At 69.4% G+C, this 21159-nt stretch carries 25 protein-coding genes; 11 read left to right on the top strand and 14 right to left on the bottom strand.

The window, feature by feature from the left end:
* Positions 1–6 precede the first annotated feature (6 nt).
* Complete coding sequence (locus ASD59_RS00205; protein WP_055826525.1) at positions 7–741, bottom strand: HesA/MoeB/ThiF family protein; 735 nt, start codon at positions 739–741, stop codon at positions 7–9.
* A gap of 60 nt (positions 742–801) precedes the next feature.
* A complete protein-coding gene (locus tag ASD59_RS00200) occupies positions 802–1191 on the bottom strand; it encodes a BLUF domain-containing protein (RefSeq protein WP_055826522.1) in 390 nt (129 codons plus the stop codon).
* A 142-nt stretch (positions 1192–1333) separates the two neighbouring features.
* Between ASD59_RS00200 and hslV the strand changes: the two genes are divergently transcribed.
* The 5 genes from hslV (at position 1334) to mmcB (ending at position 5294) form a co-directional block, all read left to right on the top strand.
* Positions 1334–1891, top strand: a complete 558-nt coding sequence (hslV, locus tag ASD59_RS00195; RefSeq protein ID WP_055826519.1) for an ATP-dependent protease subunit HslV — start codon at positions 1334–1336, stop codon at positions 1889–1891.
* Positions 1892–1956: 65 nt separating this feature from the next.
* Positions 1957–2871, top strand: a complete 915-nt coding sequence (locus tag ASD59_RS00190; protein WP_055826514.1) for a DUF4440 domain-containing protein — start codon at positions 1957–1959, stop codon at positions 2869–2871.
* A 19-nt stretch (positions 2872–2890) separates the two neighbouring features.
* Positions 2891–4192, top strand: coding sequence for an ATP-dependent protease ATPase subunit HslU (gene hslU / locus ASD59_RS00185; RefSeq protein WP_055826511.1), 1302 nt, complete (start codon positions 2891–2893; stop codon positions 4190–4192).
* 63 nt (positions 4193–4255) lie between these two features.
* Positions 4256–4783 carry a lipocalin family protein gene (locus tag ASD59_RS00180; protein ID WP_055826510.1) on the top strand — a complete coding sequence of 176 codons (528 nt, stop codon included), beginning with the start codon at positions 4256–4258 and terminating at the stop codon, positions 4781–4783.
* A gap of 52 nt (positions 4784–4835) precedes the next feature.
* Positions 4836–5294, top strand: a complete 459-nt coding sequence (gene mmcB, locus ASD59_RS00175) for a DNA repair putative endonuclease MmcB (RefSeq protein ID WP_055826507.1) — start codon at positions 4836–4838, stop codon at positions 5292–5294.
* Here mmcB and ASD59_RS00170 read toward each other — a convergent pair.
* From ASD59_RS00170 to rph, 6 genes are all read right to left on the bottom strand, one after another.
* Positions 5279–5752, bottom strand: coding sequence for a COG3650 family protein (locus tag ASD59_RS00170; RefSeq protein ID WP_055826505.1), 474 nt, complete (start codon positions 5750–5752; stop codon positions 5279–5281). The genes mmcB and ASD59_RS00170 overlap by 16 nt on opposite strands.
* 62 nt (positions 5753–5814) lie before the next feature.
* Entirely contained in the window at positions 5815–6771 is a 957-nt protein-coding gene (locus ASD59_RS00165) for a magnesium transporter CorA family protein (protein ID WP_055826502.1), read from the bottom strand.
* A gap of 27 nt (positions 6772–6798) precedes the next feature.
* Entirely contained in the window at positions 6799–7320 is a 522-nt protein-coding gene (locus ASD59_RS00160; protein WP_235562574.1) for a CHAP domain-containing protein, read from the bottom strand.
* 38 nt (positions 7321–7358) lie between these two features.
* On the bottom strand, positions 7359–8501 hold the full coding sequence (locus tag ASD59_RS00155; RefSeq protein ID WP_055826498.1) for an acyltransferase family protein: 1143 nt from the start codon (positions 8499–8501) through the stop codon (positions 7359–7361).
* Positions 8502–8557: 56 nt separating this feature from the next.
* Positions 8558–8923, bottom strand: a complete 366-nt coding sequence (locus ASD59_RS00150; RefSeq protein WP_055826495.1) for a hypothetical protein — start codon at positions 8921–8923, stop codon at positions 8558–8560.
* Positions 8924–8991: 68 nt separating this feature from the next.
* The gene (gene rph, locus ASD59_RS00145) at positions 8992–9708 is read right to left on the bottom strand and encodes a ribonuclease PH (RefSeq protein ID WP_055826493.1); all 717 of its coding nucleotides are present in this window, start codon (positions 9706–9708) and stop codon (positions 8992–8994) included.
* A 99-nt stretch (positions 9709–9807) separates the two neighbouring features.
* On the opposite strand from rph, the gene hrcA reads away from it, so the two are divergent.
* The gene (gene hrcA, locus ASD59_RS00140; RefSeq protein ID WP_156376939.1) at positions 9808–10866 is read left to right on the top strand and encodes a heat-inducible transcriptional repressor HrcA; all 1059 of its coding nucleotides are present in this window, start codon (positions 9808–9810) and stop codon (positions 10864–10866) included.
* A 47-nt stretch (positions 10867–10913) separates the two neighbouring features.
* The gene (grpE, locus tag ASD59_RS00135; RefSeq protein WP_369816542.1) at positions 10914–11495 is read left to right on the top strand and encodes a nucleotide exchange factor GrpE; all 582 of its coding nucleotides are present in this window, start codon (positions 10914–10916) and stop codon (positions 11493–11495) included.
* Here grpE and ASD59_RS00130 read toward each other — a convergent pair.
* The 3 genes from ASD59_RS00130 to ASD59_RS00120 form a co-directional block, all read right to left on the bottom strand.
* A complete protein-coding gene (locus ASD59_RS00130; RefSeq protein WP_055826483.1) occupies positions 11492–12397 on the bottom strand; it encodes a dienelactone hydrolase family protein in 906 nt (301 codons plus the stop codon). The genes grpE and ASD59_RS00130 overlap by 4 nt on opposite strands.
* 56 nt (positions 12398–12453) lie before the next feature.
* Positions 12454–13089, bottom strand: coding sequence for an alpha-ketoglutarate-dependent dioxygenase AlkB (locus ASD59_RS00125; RefSeq protein ID WP_055826480.1), 636 nt, complete (start codon positions 13087–13089; stop codon positions 12454–12456).
* 112 nt (positions 13090–13201) lie between these two features.
* On the bottom strand, positions 13202–13615 hold the full coding sequence (locus ASD59_RS00120; protein WP_235561682.1) for a hypothetical protein: 414 nt from the start codon (positions 13613–13615) through the stop codon (positions 13202–13204).
* A 305-nt stretch (positions 13616–13920) separates the two neighbouring features.
* Between ASD59_RS00120 and dnaK the strand changes: the two genes are divergently transcribed.
* The 3 genes from dnaK to dapB all read left to right on the top strand — a co-directional run bounded on the left by dnaK (position 13921) and on the right by dapB (position 18048).
* Positions 13921–15837, top strand: a complete 1917-nt coding sequence (dnaK, locus tag ASD59_RS00115; RefSeq protein WP_055826478.1) for a molecular chaperone DnaK — start codon at positions 13921–13923, stop codon at positions 15835–15837.
* A 168-nt stretch (positions 15838–16005) separates the two neighbouring features.
* Positions 16006–17184, top strand: a complete 1179-nt coding sequence (gene dnaJ / locus ASD59_RS00110) for a molecular chaperone DnaJ (protein ID WP_055826473.1) — start codon at positions 16006–16008, stop codon at positions 17182–17184.
* Positions 17185–17298: 114 nt separating this feature from the next.
* A complete protein-coding gene (dapB, locus tag ASD59_RS00105; RefSeq protein ID WP_055826470.1) occupies positions 17299–18048 on the top strand; it encodes a 4-hydroxy-tetrahydrodipicolinate reductase in 750 nt (249 codons plus the stop codon).
* Positions 18049–18242: 194 nt separating this feature from the next.
* Here dapB and ASD59_RS00100 read toward each other — a convergent pair whose 3' ends face one another.
* The 3 genes from ASD59_RS00100 to coaBC all read right to left on the bottom strand — a co-directional run bounded on the left by ASD59_RS00100 (position 18243) and on the right by coaBC (position 20505).
* Entirely contained in the window at positions 18243–18608 is a 366-nt protein-coding gene (locus ASD59_RS00100) for a hypothetical protein (protein WP_055826467.1), read from the bottom strand.
* A gap of 72 nt (positions 18609–18680) precedes the next feature.
* Complete coding sequence (dut, locus tag ASD59_RS00095; RefSeq protein ID WP_055826465.1) at positions 18681–19130, bottom strand: dUTP diphosphatase; 450 nt, start codon at positions 19128–19130, stop codon at positions 18681–18683.
* A gap of 151 nt (positions 19131–19281) precedes the next feature.
* The gene (gene coaBC, locus ASD59_RS00090; RefSeq protein WP_055829554.1) at positions 19282–20505 is read right to left on the bottom strand and encodes a bifunctional phosphopantothenoylcysteine decarboxylase/phosphopantothenate--cysteine ligase CoaBC; all 1224 of its coding nucleotides are present in this window, start codon (positions 20503–20505) and stop codon (positions 19282–19284) included.
* Positions 20506–20629: 124 nt separating this feature from the next.
* Here coaBC and ASD59_RS00085 point away from each other — a divergent pair, with 124 nt between their 5' ends.
* Entirely contained in the window at positions 20630–21148 is a 519-nt protein-coding gene (locus ASD59_RS00085) for a hypothetical protein (protein ID WP_055829552.1), read from the top strand.
* Positions 21149–21159 lie beyond the last annotated feature (11 nt).

The raw sequence follows: 21159 nt of genomic DNA, 5'->3' as shown, positions 1-21159 counted from the left end.
GCGGCGTCAGCCGCACACCGGACAGGCGGGGTCGGCGGCGATCCGCACCGTGCGCGCGGTTCCGGCCAGGCCGTCATAGACCAGCAACCGCCCGGCCAGGGCCTCGCCCGCGCCGGCGACGATCTTGATCGCCTCCAGCGCCGCCATCGCCCCGACCACCCCGGCCACGGCCCCGACCACGCCGACGCGGGCGCAGGTCTCGGCGTCGGGCGGAGCGGCGGGGACGAGACAGCAGTAGCAGGGCCGGCCGGAGAAGACCGCGACCTGGCCGCTCCAGCGCCCGAGGGCTCCCGAAACCAGCGGGATCCGGGCCGCCATGCAGGCGGCGTTGACGGCGAAGCGCGCGTCGAAGTCGTCGGTCCCGTCGATGACCGCGTCGCAGCCGGCGACCAGCCGGGCCGCATTCCCCGGGGTCAGGCGTTCGGCGACCGGTTCGATGCCGACATGGGGGTTGAGGGCGGCCAGGGCCGCCGCCCCGGCCCCGACCTTGGTCCGCCCCAGGTCGGCCGTATCGAACTGGACCTGGCGTTGCAGGTTGGACAGGGCGACGACGTCGTCGTCGATCAGCCGCAGGGTCCCGACGCCGGCCGCGGCCAGATACAGGGCGGCCGGCCCGCCGACCCCGCCCATGCCGACGACGGCGACGCGGGCGGCCTTCAGCCGCTGCTGGCCCGGCCCGCCCACCTCGGACAGGACCAGGTGGCGGGCATAGCGTTCGATTTCATCGTCGGAAAAGCTCACCGCTCTCCGTTAGGCCGTGATCGGCCGGACGTCACGCGGGTTGGCGTCACGAGCTCGGCGTCACGCCGCCGTGCGATACTCGAGCATCGCCTGGGCCTCGCGCGCGGTGAGGCTCGACAGGCAGGGCAGGCCCAGCCTGTCGAGGAGGGCCTCAGGCTCGCCGCACAACGCCATGGGGTCGGTCAGGGCTCGCGACGTGATAGGCGTGTCGATGAGTATCCGCAGGCCCGAGTGGCGGGGGTCGACCAGCAGACGACGCATCAGCCGGTCGACATCGCTCCGCCCGCCCTCGATCGCCTGCAGGATATGGCCCTGATGGAACATCACGCAGCTGGTGATGTGGTCCCGCCGGTTGTTGCGGTCCGCATGGCCCAGAATCTGGGCGATGGACAGGGTTGATACGCCCGTCGCGCCGACCGCTTCGCTGGCATAAATGACGCGATGGAGCACGGAGCCTCCGGTTCATGGCAAATTATGGGGTATAGTTTGTCAATGTAACAGGTTACATTGGTGATATTATGGCCGGGCGCGGCCATTGTATTTTCGACGTTTCCCGCTTGTCGCGCCGCATTTCGGTCGCCATCTGAAGTGGATGGCTGACAACACATCCCCCTTCCCCGACTGGCACGGCACCACCATCCTGGCGGTGCGCAAGGACGGTCGCACCGTGATCGCGGGCGACGGCCAGGTCTCCATGGGCCCGACCATCGTCAAGGGCGCGGCGCGCAAGGTCCGCGTCCTCGCCGATGGAAAGGTGCTGGCCGGCTTTGCCGGGGCGACGGCCGACGCCTTCACCCTGATCGAGCGGCTGGAAGCCAAGCTGGAGCAATATCCCGACCAGCTGGCCCGCGCCTGCGTCGACCTGGCCAAGGACTGGCGCACCGACCGCTATCTGCGCCGGCTCGAGGCGATGCTGCTGGTGGCGGACAAGACCTCCATCTTCACCGTCACCGGCGTGGGCGACGTGCTGGAGCCCGAGCACGGGGTGGCCGCTGTCGGATCGGGCGGCAATTTCGCCCTGTCCGCGGCCCGCGCCCTGATCGATCATACCGAACTGGATGCGGAACAGATCGCGCGGCGGGCCATGGCGATCGCGGCGGACATCTGCGTCTACACCAACGGCAATCTGACCGTCGAGACGCTGGACTGAGCCTGTCGGGAAATTAACGGGACAGGGCTTCGGTTCTGGCCGCCAATGCGGGGGGAGGATGTCTCATGCGCGCTTTCGTCTTCACCGCGGCCGTGCTGGCCGTCACGCCCGCCCTCGCCCAGACGCCTGACGCGGCGCCGATCGTCGCCGCGGAGCGGGCCTTCGCGGCCGACGCGCCCTCGATGGGGATCGCCGGCAGTTTCAACAAATGGTCCGTCCCCGACGCCATTCTGATCGCCGGCGGAACCGTGCAGCGGATCGGCGAGGTCTATCCCGACGGACCCCGGCCCGCGGACGAACCCCTGCTGGAGTGGTGGCCGAATTTCGCCGGGATCGCCCGGTCGGGGGATATGGGCTTCACCACCGGCGGCGTGGCCGTGAACGGCCGGCGGACCGGGCACTATTTCACCATCTGGAAGAAGCAGCCGGACGGGTCGTGGAAGTGGGTCTACGACGGCGGATCGGGGGCCAGCGCCGCCGAGGTCCCGGGACCGGACAGCGAGCCGGTGATCCTGCCGCCCGGCCCGGAGCTGCTGCAGGTGGTCGAATCGCTGGACCGCCCGCCGCCGCCCCTGCCGCCCGACCGGGCGATGACGGCGGTCAGGGCGCGGGAGGCCGAGCTGGCCCGGGCCGCCGCGACCGACCAGAAGGCCGCCCATCTGGCGGCCATGGCTGACAATGGACGGCTTTATGTCGCGCCCCGGCCGCCCGCGATCGGCCGGGAGGCCTTCGCCGAGGCGCTGTCCGACTGGCCCGCCACGTTCCGGTTCGGCCCGACCGAAGGCGGCGGACAGTCGCAGTACGGCGACCTGGTCTGGACCTACGGCCCCGCCGCCTGGGCGCGGGACGGCCAGGACCGGACCGGCCACTATGTGCGGCTGTGGCAGCGCCAGGAGGGCGGATGGAAGATCGTCCTGGCCCAGCTGATCCCGGCCCCGCCGCCGCCGTCTTCGCCGCCGCCCCCTCCCGCCGGAGGTTGAGCCGCCCTATCTGCCTTTCATGACCGACCTCTCTCCCCGCGAAATCGTCTCCGAACTCGACCGCTTCATCGTCGGTCAGGACGCCGCCAAGCGCGCCGTCGCCGTGGCCCTGCGCAACCGCTGGCGGCGCAAGCGCGTACCCGACGAGCTGCGCGACGAGGTGACGCCCAAGAACATCCTGATGATCGGCCCCACCGGCGTCGGCAAGACCGAGATCGCCCGGCGTCTGGCCCGGCTGGCGGGCTCGCCCTCCCTCAAGGTCGAGGCGACCAAATTCACCGAGGTCGGCTATGTCGGTCGCGACGTCGACCAGATCATGCGCGACCTCGTCGAGGCCGCCCTGGTCATGGTCCGCGACAAGCGGCGTACGGGCGTCAAGGCCAAGGCCGAAGGCGCGGCGGAGGAGCGCATCCTCGACGCCCTCGTCGGTCCCGGATCGCAGCCGGCCACGCGCGAGAGCTTCCGCAAGAAACTCCGGGCCGGCGAACTGGACGACAAGGAGATCGAGGTCACCCTGGCCGACACGGCCTCGCCGCTCCAGGGGCTCGACCTGCCCGGCGGCGGCAATGTCGGCATGATCAATCTGTCGGAAATGCTGGGCAAGCTGGGCGGCGGCCGGACGAAGACGGCCAAGCTCGTCGTGCGCGACGCCGTCGCGCCCCTGGTCGCCGAGGAGAGCGACAGGCTGCTGGACCAGGAAAGCCTGATCACGGAGGCCCTGCTTCTGGCCGAGAACGAGGGCATCGTCTTCATCGACGAGATCGACAAGGTGGCCGGCCGGTCCGACCGCTCGGGCGGCGACGTGTCGCGCGAGGGCGTGCAGCGCGACCTGCTGCCGCTGATCGAGGGCACCACCGTCTCGACCAAGTACGGGCCGGTGAAGTCGGACCATGTGCTGTTCATCGCCTCGGGCGCCTTCCACGTCGCCAAGCCGTCGGACCTGCTGCCCGAGCTTCAGGGCCGGCTGCCGATCCGCGTCGAATTGAAGGCCCTGACCCGCGACGACTTCGTCCGCATCCTGACCGAGCCCGAGGCCAATCTGATCCGCCAGAACCAGGCTTTGCTGGCCACCGAGAACGTGACCCTGACCTTCACCCCCGACGCGGTCGAGGCCATGGCGGACGCGGCCGTGGCGGCCAACGGGGCGGTCGAGAACATCGGCGCGCGGCGTCTGGTGACGGTGATCGAGCGGGTGCTGGAGGAAACCAGCTTCAGGGCGTCCGACCTGGCCGGCCAGACCGTGGCCTTCGACGGGCCGAAGGTGCGCGACCTCGTCGGCGACCTGGCCCGCGACGCCGACCTGAGCCGGTTCATCCTCTAGGCGCGGCAACCCTGGGGGGCTCCGGACCGTATCTCCGCGCGACGATCACGCGAAGGACGCTCCATGACCCCGATCCGCACGGCCCTTGTCGCCGCCGCCGCCCTCTGCTCGATCCCGGCGCCCGTCGCCGCCCAGGCGCGCGTCGTGAACCTCGACCAGTTCGACGGCCGCTGGTTCGAGATCGCGCGCAGTCCCAACGACGTGCAGAAGGACTGCCGCCGCGCCCAGATCGATTTCAACCCGCAGGCCCGGGCCAGCCGCTACGGCGTCGTCGTCACCTGCACGCGTCGGGCCGACGGCGCCGTGGAGACCCTGCGCGCCAACGCCCGCGTCACCGATCCCGGGACCAACGCCCGCTTCCGCTTCACCCTGACCGGCCTGCTCGGCGTCGGCGGTCTGGCCGGGCAGAATTACTGGGTCCAGGACCACGCGCCCGACTACAGCTGGGCCATCCTGGCCCTGCCGAACAAGTCCGACTGGTGGGTCTGGCATCGCAGCCAGAGCCCGTCCGAAGCCGAACGGGCGCGTCTGGTCGCCCGCGCCCGGGCCCTTGGCCTCGACACGGCGAACGTGGTCCACACCGGCCGCTGAACCGGCGCACCTCTCGCTTGAAATCGGAACACAAGCGGAACATAAGTCGGGCATGCCCGCCGCCGCCGTGTCCATCGAACTGGTCTTCAGCCGCCCTGAAACGACCCTGTCGGTGACGCGGGGCGCCGCGCGGCTGATGATCGACCTCGGCTATGCGCCCTTGCTGGAGGTGGGCCTGCCCAACGGTCGCCGCGCCGACGTCATGGCCCTCGGACCGCGCGGCGACATCGTCATCTGCGAGGTCAAGTCCGGGCTCGACGACTATCGCGTCGACCGCAAATGGGGCGAGTACGGCCCGTTCTGCGACGCCTTCTATTTCGCCGTCGCGCCCGAGTTTCCGTCGGACATCCTGCCTGACCATCCGGGCCTGATCGTCGCCGACGGCTTCGGCGGGGCGGTGGTGCGCGACGCCCCCCTGGCACCGCTGGCGCCGGCGCGCCGCAAGGCCCTGACCATCGCCTTCGCCCGGCTGGGCGCGATGCGGACCCTGCGCGACTATGCGGGGGGCTGAGCCTTTTCGACCACCGGCCCGCTCTCGCCCGTCGACATGATGGCCGCGGAGGACGCCGCGCAACCGCTCAGCCGGGTTTCGCCGATCCGCACCATGGCGGTCAGCGGATAGGTGCGATCGCTCATGCCGTCGGAACATTCGGTGGCGACGAGGGTGATGTCGAGACCCGTTCCGGCAACGGTCTGCGTCTCCCAGGTCGCCGTGGTGCCCTGAACGACGGGCTTCGGCTGCGGGGCCCTCTGCTCCGGAGGCTCGGGGGTCGTATAGACCACTTCTGTCCCGGTCAGTTCGATGCTCCAGAAGGGCTCGGTGCCCAGCGCCCGAACGGGCTTCCCGAGGTCCACGCCCGCCAGCATCGGCGCCGGCTCGACGGCCGGCGTCGCCGGCGCCGGTTCCTCACCCTGCGAACAGGCCGACAGGACAAGGGCGGATACGGCGGCGAGGGCGATCAGACGCATGGGGGGTCTCCGGATATGGCGGACACCAAGCGCGGGCGGCGCTCGCGGGTCAAGTCCGCGGACTACAGCCAGCCCTTCCGCTTGAACCAGGCCAGCGGCAGCATGACCGACACGACCATGGCGGCGAGGGCGGCCGGATAGCCCCAGGGCTTGGACAACTCCGGCATGAAATCGAAATTCATGCCGTAGATCGAGGCGATCAGGGTCGGCGGCAGCAGGGCGACCGCAGCCACCGAGAAGATCTTGATGATCGACGACTGCTCGATGTTGATAAGGCCCAGCGCCGCCGACAACTGGAAATTGATCGAGGCCGCGACCGTGTGATTGTGCGCCGACAGGCTTTCGGCGTCGCGGGCGAGGGAGCGCAGATGGGCGCGACCTTCGTCCGTGGCCATCCGTTCGTCTATGCCGACGAAGGCGAAGATGCGGGCCAGCCCGGCCAGGCTCTGCTCGATGCGGGCGTTCGTCATCTGGGCCCGGCCCAGCTTGGTGATCAGCTTTTCGAAGCCGACGGTCCTGCCGCCCGAGAAGACGTGGCCGGCGATGCCCTCGACCCGAACCACCGTGCCGGACAGGATGTCCGAAACCCGGTCGATCACGGTCTCCATCAGATGCAGGAAGATATCGGGTCCCGTGGCGCACAGCCGCGGCTCGCGCGCCAGTTTTTCAGCCATCAGGGCGAAGGGCTTGGGGTCGACGTAGCGGATGGTCACCAGCGGCCCGTCGGTGACCACGAAGGTGACGGGCTCGACGCCCGGAATCTCCTCGTCCCCGTGGATGATGATGTCGGCGGTGGCGTAGGTGGCCCCGTTCTCGCGATAGACGCGGCTGGACGCCTCCAGCTCGGCCATCTCCTCGCGGGTGGGAATGGACAGGCCCAGCGCCTTTTCCACGGCGGCGTCTTCCTCGCGGCTGGGCTTGACCATGTCGATCCAGACGGCGTCGGGCGGCAGCACCCAGCTCGCCGGATCGACGGGCGGCTCACAGGCGGACCGCCCCGCGCACCAGACGCGGATCATGCCGGACGACGGGCGAGAAGGTTCAGGTCAGGGCTGGCCCGAAGGGGCGTCGGCCGAAGCCATGAGCACGCCCTCGACGGTCTGCGCCGGGGCTTTGTAGATGAAGCCGTAGGTCGGATAGACGGAGGTGCCCAGATCATGAATCGGGTTGTACCAGACCTTGACCGCGCTCCAATCACCCGACGGCGAAACGTCGACGACGGTGACGTTTTCCTCGACGCGGCCGCGGCTGCCGCCCCAGTTGGCGTGGGTCACGCGGATGACGCGGTCGGTCAGAATGTCGGAGACGACGGCCACATGGCCCCGGCTCATCCGGCCGCTGGGCTGGAAGGCCAGAACGGCGCCGGTCTCGGGCCGGCCGCCGGTGCGGAACTTGCCCTGGGCCTGGCGCCACCAGGTGAGGGCGTCGCCGAAGATGTTGATGCCCGAAAACATACGGGCGAAGGTCACGCACTGCCAGTATGGCTCATCGGCCTTCGCAACGGGCGCATAGCCCAGCGCAGAAAATCCGAGGGTCGCTGCAACCGCAGCGGCTGTGAGCCGTTTCATCATGCTGGCGTGTGTCCCCGACGTCCGATGACCAAGCCTTAGACGATAGTTTTCGAGGGTTGAAGAACCCTTTCAGGCGAATCCGTGTGCGGTTTTGTCGCACTTTGGCGCGTCCGGCGCTTGTCGACCAACCCCCTCAAAGCCTTGCGGGCCGGGCGTTCGACGAGGTGATAGGTCGCCATGGCCGCGACCGGGATGGCCGCGACGATCGCCAGCCACACAATGATGTGAAACCGCTTGTCGTCCGCCCCGGTCACCCGCGCGGCGACATTGGTCATGACCAGCAGCACGGGCGCGCAGACCATGTATATCGAATAGCTGATCTCGCCGAGATACACCCCGGCCTTCGAGCCCATCGGGCCCGCGCGGGCGTTGTCCAGCGAGCCGAGGCCGAGAATCAGCCCCCCCGCCAGCAGCACGGTGACCGGGTCCCACAGCCCCAGCGAGGCGCTGGCCAGGATGGCGGCCCCGCTGATCAGGGCGACCGGACCCGCATAGGGGATCGGGGCGCGGCGATGGACGAGGTAGAGGGCGCAGCCGAGGGCGAAACAGGGCACGATCCTCAGCGCCCCCCAGCGGAAGGTCGCTTCGGTCAGGGAAAAGCCCGCGAACGGCTGGAAGGCGGCGTAGATCGCCAGCGCCAGCGCGACGGCGCCCAGAACGGCCAGCACCGGCCGCTCGCGCATCCGCCAGGCCACGAAGGCGTAGGCGGGGAAGGTCAGATAGGCGAACCACTCCGCCGAGATCGACCAGGACGGATGGTTGAAGGCCGAGGTCGGGGCCAGGCCCCAGGCGTGGGTCATGGTCAGATGGGCCGGCAGGGCGCGCCAGTCGGTCAGGCTGCCGTCGATGCTCAGGCCCGCCGCCGTGCCCGCGATCCCCAGGGCGACCATGCCGAACAGGGTGACCAGATGCAGCGGATAGACCCGCGCGATCCGCGCCCACAGGAAGCCGCCGTATGAATAGTGCTTTCGCCCGGCCGCCTCGAGATAGACGTGGCTGAGGATGAAGCCCGACAGGACGAAGAAGACCTCGACGCCCAGATACCCCTTCGTCACGGCCACCGGGACCCAGCTCACGTCCAGATGCGGCCACGCCGTATAGAGCACCACCCAGAGGGCGGCGAGGAAGCGCAGGCCCGTGAGGGCACGCAGGTCAGGCGGGATCTGGACAGGCGTCATGGCCCGCCAGACTGCCAGAGCAGCGTTTGAAAACGATTAAGCCCCGGCGAGACGCCTCAGGCCGCGCATTCCGCCGGCTTCGCCTCGCCCGGCGCGTACATCTCGCAGGACCGGTCGATCTCGCCCTGGATCATGGCGCAGGGATTGGCGGCGTTGCAGGGCGGATGGGTCGCGGGGCTGACAGCGATGCAGCGCTGGACCAGCCGGGCGGAGACCTCGGCGCCGACCTCGGCCAGACAGGAGCCCGGCTCGCCGGTCGCGGCGGTCTGGACCGGGACCTCTTCCTGCGGCGGCGCGTCGGCGGGCATTTCGGGCGGGGCTGCGTCGACGGCGGCGGGTTCAGCCTCCGGCGTCGCGGCGGGTTGCTGGCAGCCGCCGATCAGAAGGGCGAGGGTCGCAAGGGCGAGAACGGTCCGGCGCATCAGGCAATCCGATCAGTCGCGAGAGGGGGCAGCATAGGCACGCTTCGCCCCCGCGTGAAAGGCCGGGCTCAGCGGCCCAGGGCGGCTCGCTGCATGGCGAACAGGTCGGCGCAACCGCCTTCGGCCAGCTGGAAAAGCCGGTCGAACTCCGCGCGCGAGAAGCCGCGCTTCTCGCCCGTGGCCTGGATCTCGACGATCGCGCCCGCGCCGGTCAGGACGAAGTTGGAATCCGCCTCGGCCGTCGAATCCTCCTCATAATCAAGGTCCAGCACCGGCAGGTCGTTGCAGACGCCGCACGAGACGGCGGCGACCTGGTCGAGGATGGGATCGGTCTTCAGCACGCCCTCGGCGCGCAGATAGTCGAAGGCCGAGGCCATGGCGACCCAGGCCCCGGTGATGGCCGCGGTGCGCGTGCCGCCGTCGGCCTGGATGACGTCGCAGTCCAGCACCACCTGCCGCTCGCCCAGCAGTTTCAGGTCGACCACGGCGCGCAGCGAGCGGCCGATCAGCCGCTGGATCTCCTGCGTCCGGCCGGTCTGCTTGCCGCTGGCGGCCTCGCGCCGGCCGCGCGTGTGGGTGGCGCGGGGCAGCATGCCGTATTCCGCCGTGACCCAGCCCGCGCCCTTGCCGCGCATCCAGCCGGGGACGTTCTCCTCGACCGAGGCCGTCACCAGAACCTTCGTATGGCCGAAGGTGACCAGGCAGGAACCCTCGGCGTAGCGGTTCACGCCGGTCTCCAGCGTGACGGCGCGGAGCTGTTCGGGCGTGCGTTCGGACGGGCGCATGACGGTATTCCTTGGAAGCGGGAGCGGGGGTGCTTATCCTGAAACCGTGACCCTGTCCCCCGCCAAGACATGAAGCCGACCCTGCTGACATCGACGGCGATGGAGACCGGCAGCCTGACCGGTCTGGACCAACGCGCCCGCGACATCTTCCGCCGCATCGTCGAGACCTATCTGGAGACCGGCGACCCGGTCGGATCGCGCACCCTGTCGATGACCGGGGTGGCCCTGTCGCCGGCCTCGATCCGCAACACCATGCAGGATCTGACCCTGGCGGGCCTGCTGGGCGCGCCCCACACCTCGGCGGGCCGCATCCCGACCCACGCCGGCCTGCGCCTGTTCGTCGACGGCCTGCTGGAGATCGGCGACATCGGCGCGGACGAGCGCCGCGAGATCGACGCCCGCCTCGCCGGTCGCGGGCGCAGTTTCGAGGAGGCGCTGAACGAGGCCTCCAGCCTGCTGTCCGGCCTCGCCGGGGGCGCCAGCATCGTCGCCAGCCCGATCCGCGAGGCCGGGGTCAAGCACGTCGAATTCGTCGCCCTGGGCCACGATCAGGCCCTGGCCGTGCTGGTCGGGGACGACGGCTCGGTCGAGAACCGGCTGATGCCGCTCAAGGCCGGCGTCACGCCCTCGACCCTGACCGAGGCCTCCAACTTCCTCAACGCCCGCCTCAAGGGCCGTCCCCTGCACGAGGCGCGCACCGAGATGCGCACCGAACTGGACGCCGCCCGCCGCGAGCTGAACGCCGCGGCCGCCCGTCTGGTCGAGGACGGCATGGCCGCCTGGTCCGGCGGGGCCGAGCGCGAACGGTCCCTGATCGTGCGCGGCCGGGCCAATCTGCTGCACGACCGCGAGACCGCCGAGGATCTGGAAAAGGTCCGCATCCTGTTCGACGATCTGGAGCAGAAGGAACAGCTGATCGGCCTGCTGGACGGAGTGTCCACGGCCCAGGGGGTGAGAATCTTCATCGGCGCGGAAACGCGGCTGTTTTCACTTTCGGGTTCCGCCGTGATCGCGGCGCCCTATATGACGGGCCGACAGCGGGTCCTGGGCGCCATCGGCGTGATCGGACCCGCGCGACTGAACTATGCCCGCATCATACCGTTGGTGGACTACACCGCCCGGGTGCTGGGGCGAATGCTGGACGGACAAGAGACTTGAGCGACACACACGACGACTTCCCCCACTCCGAGGAGCTGGCCGCCGACATCGCGGAGGCCGAGGCTGACGCCGAAGCGGGTCTGGATGACGGCCTCGGCCCCATCGACGCCCTGATCGCCGAGCGCGACCAGTGGAAGGACCGCGCCCTGCGCGCCGTCGCCGAGGCCGAGAACACCAGGAAGCGCGCCGAGACCCAGTCCAACGACGCCCGCGCCTACGCCATCCAGCGCTTCGCCCGCGACCTGCTGGGCGTGGCCGACAATCTGGAGCGCGCCCTTGCGGCCGCGCCCAGGGACGCCGACGCCGGCGAGGCCGGTCTGGTCACGGGGCTGGAGCTGACCCAGAAGTCCCTGCTGCAGGCGTTCGAGGCCAACAACCTCAAGCGCGTCGCCCCGGAGCCGGGCGAGGCCTTCGATCCCCACCTGCATCAGGCCATGATGGAACAGCCCTCCGACAGTGTTCAGGGCGGCCAGGTGATCCAGACGCTTCAGGCCGGCTATGCCCTGTTCGGCCGCACCGTGCGCCCGGCCATGGTGGTGGTCGCGGCCAAGGGCTCCGGCGCCGCGGCCGGAAACGCCGCCTATGTCGCGGCCGGCGCGACCGGCGGCAATTTCGACGGCAAGGCCTAGGTCTTCAGCCGCGCCTCGAACAGGGCCAGCAGCTTGCTCCACCCGTCCGCGGCATCCGCGGCGCGATAGCTGTCGCGATAGTCGGCGTGGAAGCCGTGCGGCGCGGCCGGATAGACGTCGATCCGGCTGTCCGTCTGGCCCGCCCGCTGCAGGGCCGATCGCATGGCCTCGACGCTGTCCAGCGGAATGCCCCGATCCGCCTCGCCGTAGAGGCCCAGCACGGGCGCCTTCAGGTCGTCGGCCAGGTCGACGGGCCAGGGCCGGCCGCCGGCCGCCTGCTCCGGCGTCGCATTGGCCGCGGGCGCCAGGCGGCCGTACCACGCCACCCCGGCGTCGATGGCGGCGAAGCGCGCCGCCGCCTGCCACACCACCTTGCCGCCCCAGCACCAGCCGGTGATGCCGACCTTGTCGGCATTGGCCCAGAGCTGCGAACTGGCCCAGTCCAGGGTGGCGGCGATGTCGCCCATGACCTGTTCATAGCTGGCGGCCGCCACGATCTGCTGGATGCGCGCCATGTCCGACAGCGGCGCCGGGTCCTCGGTCCGCACGAAGAAGGCGGGCGCGATGGCGGCGTAGCCCGCCCGGGCCAGCCGGCGGCAGACGTCGCGGATGTATTCGTGGACGCCGAAGATCTCCGACACCACCACCACCACCGGATACGGCCCGTCGCCGGTCGGCCGGGCGATATAGGCCGGCAGGGCGAAACCGTCGGGCGCCGGATAGGTGGTCTGCTCGATGGTCAGGTTGTCGTCGCTGGTGGTGATCGGCGCCGCCTGACGCGCCAGGGCGGCGGGGGCGTAGCCGGCGAAGGCCAGGCCCCCCACGACGCCGGTGGCCAGCGCCCGGCGGCTGAAGCGGAAATCGTCGGCCTCGGGGCCCTCGGGGCGGATCAGGTTCGTCATCGGAGGCCTCCGGCTTCGGGGAGCGAACCTTGGCCCGGAGCCCGCGGGGCGTCCATTCACGATTGCTGTGAAGCTGGAGCGGCGCGACGCAGGGTCAGGTTCAGGCGGCCGCCGCCCGGCGCCAGGCTGGACGAGCCGGCGATCACCCGGTCGATCCCGTGGCGCGCCAGCCGCGCCGGGCCGGTCAGGGCGCAGACGTCTCCTGACGCCAGCCGGATCGTTGTCGTCGGCCCGCCGCCCGCCGGCCCGATCCGGAACACAGCCGTGTCGCCCAGCGACACCGACAGCACCGGCGCGGTGCGGTCGGCCTCGTCGCGGTCCTGATGCAGGCCCATCTTGGCGCCGTCGCGGTACAGGTTGACCAGACAGGCGTCCGGCGGCCGGACCTCGCCCGTCAGATCGCGCCACAGGTCCAGCAGAAGCGGGGGAATCGGCGGCCAGGCCGCGCCCGTCACCGGATGCGTCGGCTGGTATCGGTATCCGGCCCGGTCCGACACCCAGCCCAGCGGCCCCAGACTGGTCATCTGCACCGAGAAGGGGCGGCCGCCCGGCGTCACCGGCCGGTAAAAGGGCGCCTGCGCCTCCCCCGCCAGCACCTCCGCCAGCAAGCCGGCCTGCTCCGACGCGGAAAGGGCTCCCGGCCAGAACCGGAAGCCCTCCATTCCCGTATCGATCTCAGGGCGCGCGGACATACGCTCTGTCTAGCCCAAAGCGCCCGCGCTCAAGTAGCGCGAAGCGCGATAGCGCCCCAAAAAACCGGGCCTCAAGCAGCCCGAAGGGCGACAGGCCCAACCAGAACGCCGGTCAGCGCGTGTAGTAATAGTCCGCGATCTCGCAGACGTTGACGTTGTTGCGGATCAGGTTCTGGCCGTTGGTGAACTCGGCCTTGAAATCGAACAGGCAGGCGCCGGTGCCGTCGTCGATGTTCATCACGATCGAAGCGTTATTGGCCAGGACGTCGTCGCCCAGGATGTCCTCTTCCCAATCGCTGCGGCTCGTGTTGGACGCGAAGAAGCGCAGCATGGTCCAGCCGGTGTTGTTGTGGATGCGAACGCGGCGGTTGCGACCGTCGCGCGACTGGATCGGCGCAGAGGCGGTGGCGGGCGTGACAGCGACGGCCCGTTCGGGCGTCGTGGACGTCGCGGCGGCGGCGGCGGCGGTGGACGCCAGGGCCGCAACGATCAGGGCGGCGCGAGCGACGGTCTTGTGCAGTTTCATTTCGGTTTCTCCCCGGTTACCAGCCCCCCTCAGGCCGATGCATCACTATTAACCACACCAACGTTCGACGAAAACCTCAATTCTGGCGGGGCGGGTGAATCTTCGCCCCGATGCGTTTGGGGCTTGCAGGCCGGGGGGTGTTTCCCATATCGGCCACAACCGTCCTAAAACCCCGCATCGCGTGGGGCTTTGTGGCCGTAACCGTACCAATCGACCCAAGACCCTGACACCGGGGGCGGTCACGCGCGGCGCTTCGCTTTAAAAGGCCGCCGCATCGCCCGCCGAAATGGAGTGAAAGACCACCAATGGCCAAGATCATCGGCATCGACCTGGGCACGACGAACTCGTGCGTCGCCGTCATGGACGGCAAGAATCCCAAGGTCATCGAAAACGCCGAGGGCAACCGCACCACGCCCTCCGTCATCGCCATCCAGGAGGGCGGCGAGACCCTGGTGGGTCAGCCCGCGCGCCGTCAGGCCGTGACCAACCCGACCAACACCTTCTTCGCCATCAAGCGCCTGATCGGCCGCTCGTTCGACGACCCCGTGGTCGCCAAGGACAAGAAGATGGTCCCCTACGAGATCGTCAAGGGACCGACCGGCGACGCCTGGGTGCGCGCCAACGGCAAGGACTATTCGCCCCAGCAGATCTCGGCCTTCACCCTCGGCAAGATGAAGGAGGCCGCTGAGGCCTACCTCGGCGAGACCGTGACCCAGGCCGTCATCACCGTTCCGGCCTATTTCAACGACGCCCAGCGTCAGGCGACCAAGGACGCCGGCAAGATCGCCGGCCTCGAGGTCCTGCGCATCATCAACGAGCCGACCGCCGCCGCCCTGGCCTATGGCCTGGACAAGAACGACGGCCAGAAGATCGCCGTCTATGACCTCGGCGGCGGCACCTTCGACGTCTCGATCCTCGAGATCGGCGACGGCGTCTTCGAGGTGAAGTCGACCAACGGCGACACCTTCCTGGGCGGCGAGGACTTCGACCTGCGCCTGGTCGACTACCTGGCCGACGAGTTCAAGAAGGAGCAGGGCGTCGACCTGCGCTCCGACAAACTGGCCCTGCAGCGCCTCAAGGAAGAGGCCGAGAAGGCCAAGAAGGAGCTCAGCTCCACGACCCAGTACGAGGTCAATCTCCCGTTCATCACCATGAACGCCTCGGGCCCGCTGCACCTCAACATCAAGCTGTCGCGCGCCAAGCTGGAAGCCCTCGTCGAGGACCTGGTCCAGCGCACCATCGAGCCCTGCGCCAAGGCGCTGAAGGACGCGGGCCTCAAGGCCTCGGACATCGACGAAGTGGTGCTGGTCGGCGGCATGACCCGCATGCCCAAGGTGCAGGAGGCCGTGAAGGCCTTCTTCGGCAAGGAGCCGCACAAGGGCGTCAACCCCGATGAAGTCGTGGCCCTGGGCGCCGCCGTCCAGGCCGGCGTTCTGCAGGGCGACGTCAAGGACGTGCTGCTGCTGGACGTGACCCCGCTGACCCTGGGCATCGAGACCCTGGGCGGCGTCTTCACTCCGCTGATCGAACGCAACACCACCATCCCGACCAAGAAGAGCCAGGTGTTCTCGACCGCCGACGACAACCAGTCGGCCGTGACCATCCGGGTCTTCCAGGGCGAGCGGCCGATGGCGTCCGACAACAAGGTGCTGGGCCAGTTCGACCTGATGGGCATTCCGCCGGCGCCGCGCGGCATGCCGCAGATCGAGGTCGCCTTCGACATCGACGCCAACGGCATCGTCCACGTCACCGCCAAGGACAAGGCGACCAACAAGGAACAGTCGATCCGCATCCAGGCCAACGGCGGCCTCTCGGACGCCGACATCGACAAGATGGTCAAGGAAGCCGAGGCCAACGCCGCCGCCGACAAGGCGAAGAAGGAAATGGTCGAGGCGGTCAACGCCGCCGACAGCCTGATCCACTCGACCGAAAAGGCCATGGCCGAACACGGCGACAAGGTCGGGGCCGAAGAGAAGGCCGCGATCGAAACCGCCCTGGCCGAGCTGAAGACGGCCAAGGAAGGCACGGATCCGGAAGACATCCGGACCAGGACCAACACCCTGGTCCAGGCCTCGATGAAACTGGGCGAGGCCATGTACGCCTCGCAACAGGGCGCCGGCGACGGCGACGCGGCCGAAGCCCCCGCCGACGACGGCGTGGTCGACGCCGAGTTCGAGGAAGTCGCGCCCGACGCCGGCGACGACGAGAAGAAGAGCGCGTAAGCCACACAGGCTCCGCAATCACCCCGGCCCCGCCTGTCTGATGACGGGCGGGGCCGTTTCATGAACTTGCATCATTTTCCCGGGCGCCCATGTCAGCCCGGTCAGCCGTTCGGTCATGCGCCCGCCAAGAGGCGCGACCGTCGGCCAGGGTAAGAGGACGAACGCCGCATGGCGACGCGTGACTATTACGAGGTTCTCGAGGTCGAACGGACCATCGACGCCGCCGGGCTGAAATCGGCCTATCGCAAGCTGGCCATGAAGCACCACCCCGACAGGAACGGCGGGTGCGAAGACTCCATGGCGCGCTTCAAGGAAATCTCCGAAGCGTATTCGGTCCTCTCGGACGACCAGAAACGCGCCGCCTACGACCGCTTCGGCCACGCCGGGGTCAACGGCGGCGGCGGATTTGGCGGCCAGGGCCAGGGCTTCACCGACGTCAACGACATCTTCTCACAGGTCTTCGGCGAGGCGTTCGGCGACGTCTTCGGCGGCCGCGCCGGCGGCGGCGCCCGCCAGCACGGCCCGCGCCGCGGCTCGGACCTGCGCTACGACCTCGAGATCACCCTGGAGCAGGCCTACAAGGGCGCCGACGTCGAGATCGCCGTTCCCACCACCGCGGCCTGCGACACCTGCGAGGGCACCGGCGCCAAGGCCGGAACAAAGCCGACCACCTGCACCACCTGTCAGGGCGCGGGCCGGGTCCGCTCCGCCAACGGCTTCTTCCAGGTCGAGCGCACCTGCCCCCGCTGCGGCGGTCACGGCCAGATGATCGCCGAGCCCTGCACCAGCTGCGCCGGCCACGGCCAGGTGCGCAGGAACCGAAAGCTCCAGCTCAAGGTCCCCGCCGGGGTCGACGACGGCTCGCGCATCCGCCTGTCGGGCGAGGGCGACGCCGGCATGCGCGGCGGCCCCCGCGGCGACCTGTATGTCTTCCTGTCGGTGACGCCGCACGAACTGTTCGAGCGCGACAATCTCGACCTGCTGGTCACCGTCCCCGTGCCCATGACCACCGCGGCCCTGGGCGGCGAGATCGACGCCCCCTGCCTGACGTCCGAAGCCTGCGACGGCCGCTGCCGCGCGCCGGTCAGCGTCCCCGCCGGCTCCCAGACCGGCAAGACCGTGCGCATCAAGGGCAAGGGCATGCCGCATCTGAACGGCAAGAACCGCGGCGACCTGGTGGTCGAGCTGTTCGTCGAGACCCCGACCGACCTGACCCCGCATCAGAAGGAACTGCTGCAGGAACTGGCCGCCTCGCTCGGCGAGAGCCAGACTCCGCGCAACTCGTCCTTCGCCGGCAAGGCCAAACGCTTCTGGGCCGACATCCTCGGCTCGGAAGCGCCGCAGTAACTCCCTTCCCCGGACCGTCACCCTCGGGCCTGGATGGGACAACCGGGCGGTGGTGTTTGGGATGACGGTCCGGGAGAAACCCTTCACAATGCGAGGAATGGTTCGAGGAACGTCATGAGCGCCATCTTCCACGCCGGCATTTCGGGGGCCCGGGGCCGCATGGGCCGGGCCGTCTCGGCCGTGCTGGACGCCCGTGACGACGTCGTGGTCGCGGCCCGCTTCGACCGTGGCGAAACGCCCGACCTGTCGCTGTGCGACGTGATCATCGACTTCTCGACTCCCGAGGCCTCGGTCGAGCTGGCCCAGGCCTGCGCCGAACGCGGCGGCCCGGCCCTGGTCATCGGCTCGACCGGCCTGACGCCCGAACAGGAAACCGACATTCACAGGGCCTCGGAACGGATCGCCATTGTCCGCAGCGGCAATTTCTCGCTGGGCGTCAACATCCTGATCGGCCTGGTCGAACATGCGGCCCAGCGGCTGGACCCGCGCGACTGGGACATCGAGGTGCTGGAGGCCCATCATCGCAAGAAGGCCGACGCCCCCTCGGGCACCGCCCTGATGCTGGGCGAGGCCGCCGCCAACGGCCGCGGCGTGGACCTGGCCGACGTCCGCACCGCCCCCTGGGACGGCATCACCGGCGCGCGGCAAGCCGGCAGGATCGGCTTCGCATCATTGCGCGGCGGGGGAATCATCGGCGAACACACCGTCCTGTTCGCCTCGGAAGACGAGACCCTGACCCTCAGCCATTCGGCCATCGACCGCTCGCTGTTCGCCCGCGGCGCCGTGGCCGCCGCCGCCTGGGTGCGAAGCCGCAAGCCCGGCCTCTACGACATGCAGGATGTGCTCGGGTTCAGGCAGGCCTGATCTGCGCAGCCCGCTCCCGGCGCAGCCGGGCGTCGTCCAGACCCATTGAGGATGGCGGGTTCATTACAAGGAACACGAAGGGCTCACAAAGGGCACGAAGCGACGGAGTTCGCACGGGCCCCTTCGTGTTCTTCGCGCCGCCTTCGTGTCCTTCGTGACGAACCGGCTCACCGATCCGCTTCGCGGAGAGGCGATCAGTGCGCGTGGCGATGGCGGCTATGGCCGCGGCCCACGAACAGCGACTTGATGAAGAAGAAGACCGCGATGACGATCGCATAGCCCAGGAAGAGGGCCAGCACGGTCATCCAGAAGGTCAGGCTGAGGAAGTTCGGCAGGACCAGGGCCCCGCCGTCCAGCATCGGCCGCACCACGCCGATCAGGATGTGGACGAAGGCCGCGCCGAGCGCCGTGGCCCACAGTCGGCTCCAGGCCGTCATCATCAGGGCCGCGATCACGGCGATCAGCAAGCCCATGATCTGGTTGACGCTGTCGAACCCGCCCTGGGCGAGGCCGAAAATGCCGGTCAGAAACGCGCCGATCGAATCGAACAGGGACTCCATACGCCGACCTCCTTCATACGGCCGAGCTTGGCCGGAAGCAGGGTTAACGCGTTTCGCGTCGAATGGCTCCGCTTAACGTCCCGTCGAGCCGAACCCGCCCGCGCCGCGCGCGGTCTCGTCGAGCGTCTCCACCTCGACCATGCTCGCCTGCTCGTGCCGCGCGATCACCATCTGGGCGATGCGCTCGCCGCGCTGGATCACGAACGGCTCCTGCCCGTGGTTGATCAGGATGACCCCGACCTCGCCGCGATAGTCGCTGTCGATGGTGCCCGGCGAGTTCAGGCAGGTGATCCCGTGCTTGAGCGCCAGACCCGAACGCGGCCTCACTTGGGCTTCAAAGCCCGGCTCCAGCGCGATCTTGAGGCCCGTGGGCACGAGGGTCCTCGCTCCTGGAGCCAGCATTACCGGCAGATTTTCGTCAATGGCTGCCCGAAGATCCATCCCCGCAGAGCCTGATGTCTCGTAGGCGGGCAACGGCAGGCCTTCGGCATGCGGCAGACGTTCGATCCGGACGGTCGTCATGAGTGATAAGTCGCATTTTATGAGGGCGAAAAGGCGGTATCTCGCCCTCCGACCCTTATCGCGTCTGCTCGCCAAGCCGATGACGGGCTCTGTGGCCCAAGCGGTCTTCCGGGGAGAAGGTCATGTCTCCAGTGGAGAACGTGTGGACAGATCAGCCGAAATGGTCGGCGATCTTCGCGGCGAGCTTCCTCGCCACCTCGGCCTTGGACTGGCGCGGCCAGTTTTCCGCCGCGCCGTCGCGGGTGAACAGGGTCACGGTGTTGCCGTCGGCGCCGAAGACGTCGTCGGACACGTCATTGCCGACGATCCAGTCGCAGCCCTTGCGCGACAGCTTGGCCCGGGCGTTGGCCTCCAGATCGGTCGTCTCCGCCGCGAAGCCGACCACCAGCTTCGGCCGTTTCTTTCCGGGGGCCGAGACGCTGGCCAGGATGTCCGGATTCTCGATCAGGGCCAGCGAGGGCGGACCGCCCGGCGCCTTCTTGATCTTGCCCGAGGCGACGCCGTCGACCCGCCAGTCGGCCACCGCGGCGCTCATCACCGCGATCTCGGCTGGCAGGGCCGCCTCCACTGCGTCCTTCATCTCCCGCGCCGTCTCGACCCACACGCGCTCCACGCCCACGGGCGCGGCAAGAGCCACGGGCCCCGACACCAGCGTCACCTGCGCGCCCAGTTGCGCCAGGGCCTCGGCGATCGCATAGCCCTGCTTGCCGCTCGACCGGTTGGTCAGGCCGCGCACGGGGTCGATCGGCTCGAAGGTCGGCCCGGCGGTCACCACCGCCCTGCGCCCCGCGAGGGGTCGTCCGTCCGGCCCCGCCAGCAGGCCCTCGATCGCTTCCATGATCGCCGCCGGCTCGGCCATCCGGCCCGGGCCGAACTCGCCGCAGGCCATCTCGCCCTCGTCCGGCCCGACCACGGCCGCGCCGTGGAAGCCGTCGAAACCCTTCAGCCGCGCCATATTTGCCTGCACCGCCGGATGCAGCCACATCCGCACATTCATCGCCGGGGCCAGCAGCACCCGCTTGTCGGTGGCCAGAAGCGTGGTCGAGGCCAGGTCGTCGGCCAGACCGTTGGCCGCCTTGGCGATCAGCCCCGCCGTGGCCGGCGCCACCACCACCAGATCGGCCCAGCGCGACAGCTCGATATGGCCCATGGCCGTTTCGTCCTCGGGCATGAACAGGGCCTGGCGCACCGGATGGCCGGTCAGGGCGGCCAGAGACATGGGCGTCACGAACTCGGCCCCCGCCGCCGTCAGCACGCTCATGACCTCGGCCCCCGCCTTCTTCAGCAGGCGCGTCAGCTCCAGCGTCTTGTAGGCGGCGATGCCGCCGCCGACGATCAGCAGGATCTTGCGTCCGGACAGGGCGGCGGTGGTCATGCCGGTCATCTAGCCATCCGGGCGCCCGGCGTCGAGGGAGGGTCGCGCAAAAACGGAACATTGCCAGAACACAGGACCTGTGGTTATGCTGAAGGTCGAGGATTTCAACCTTTGGGAGGATAGCATGATCTCCAGGCTCTGGATCGCGGGCGCAGCCGTCGCCCTGCTCGGCGCGGCGGCCTGCGGCAACGGCGGCTCGGCCGTCGAGACGCGCGACCGGCCGGCGGACGGCGGCCAGGCCGTGCTGACCGCGGCGCCGGGCGCTCCGGCCCGCCCGGCCGGTGCTGACGTCGCGGCTGAAAAGGCCAAACCCGTTCTCACCGCCAACCGCCGCGAGACGGTGGACGCCAAGGTCACCCGGCTGTTCGAGCGCAACGGGGCCGATTTCGGATCGCGCTCGCCGCAGGACTATCTGGCGAAAATCGAGGCGTTCACGGCGCGTCCGCCCGCCGGAACGGATCGGGTCGAGCGGCCTAATGGCGATGTGCTGCTGTATCAGGCCGCGACCAACACCTTCGCCGTGGTGTCGCGTGACGGCGTGCCCAAGACCATGTTCAAGCCGCGCGACGGCGCGGCCTACTGGGCCGAGCAGAAGGCGCGCGCGCCGACTTTCGGGCGGCGCCGCACGTCGGCGGAGCCATAGGGCGACGGCGG

The organism is Brevundimonas sp. Root608, assembly GCF_001427825.1.
GTDB lineage: Bacteria > Pseudomonadota > Alphaproteobacteria > Caulobacterales > Caulobacteraceae > Brevundimonas.
This window is presented reverse-complemented; position numbering and strand designations above follow the sequence as displayed.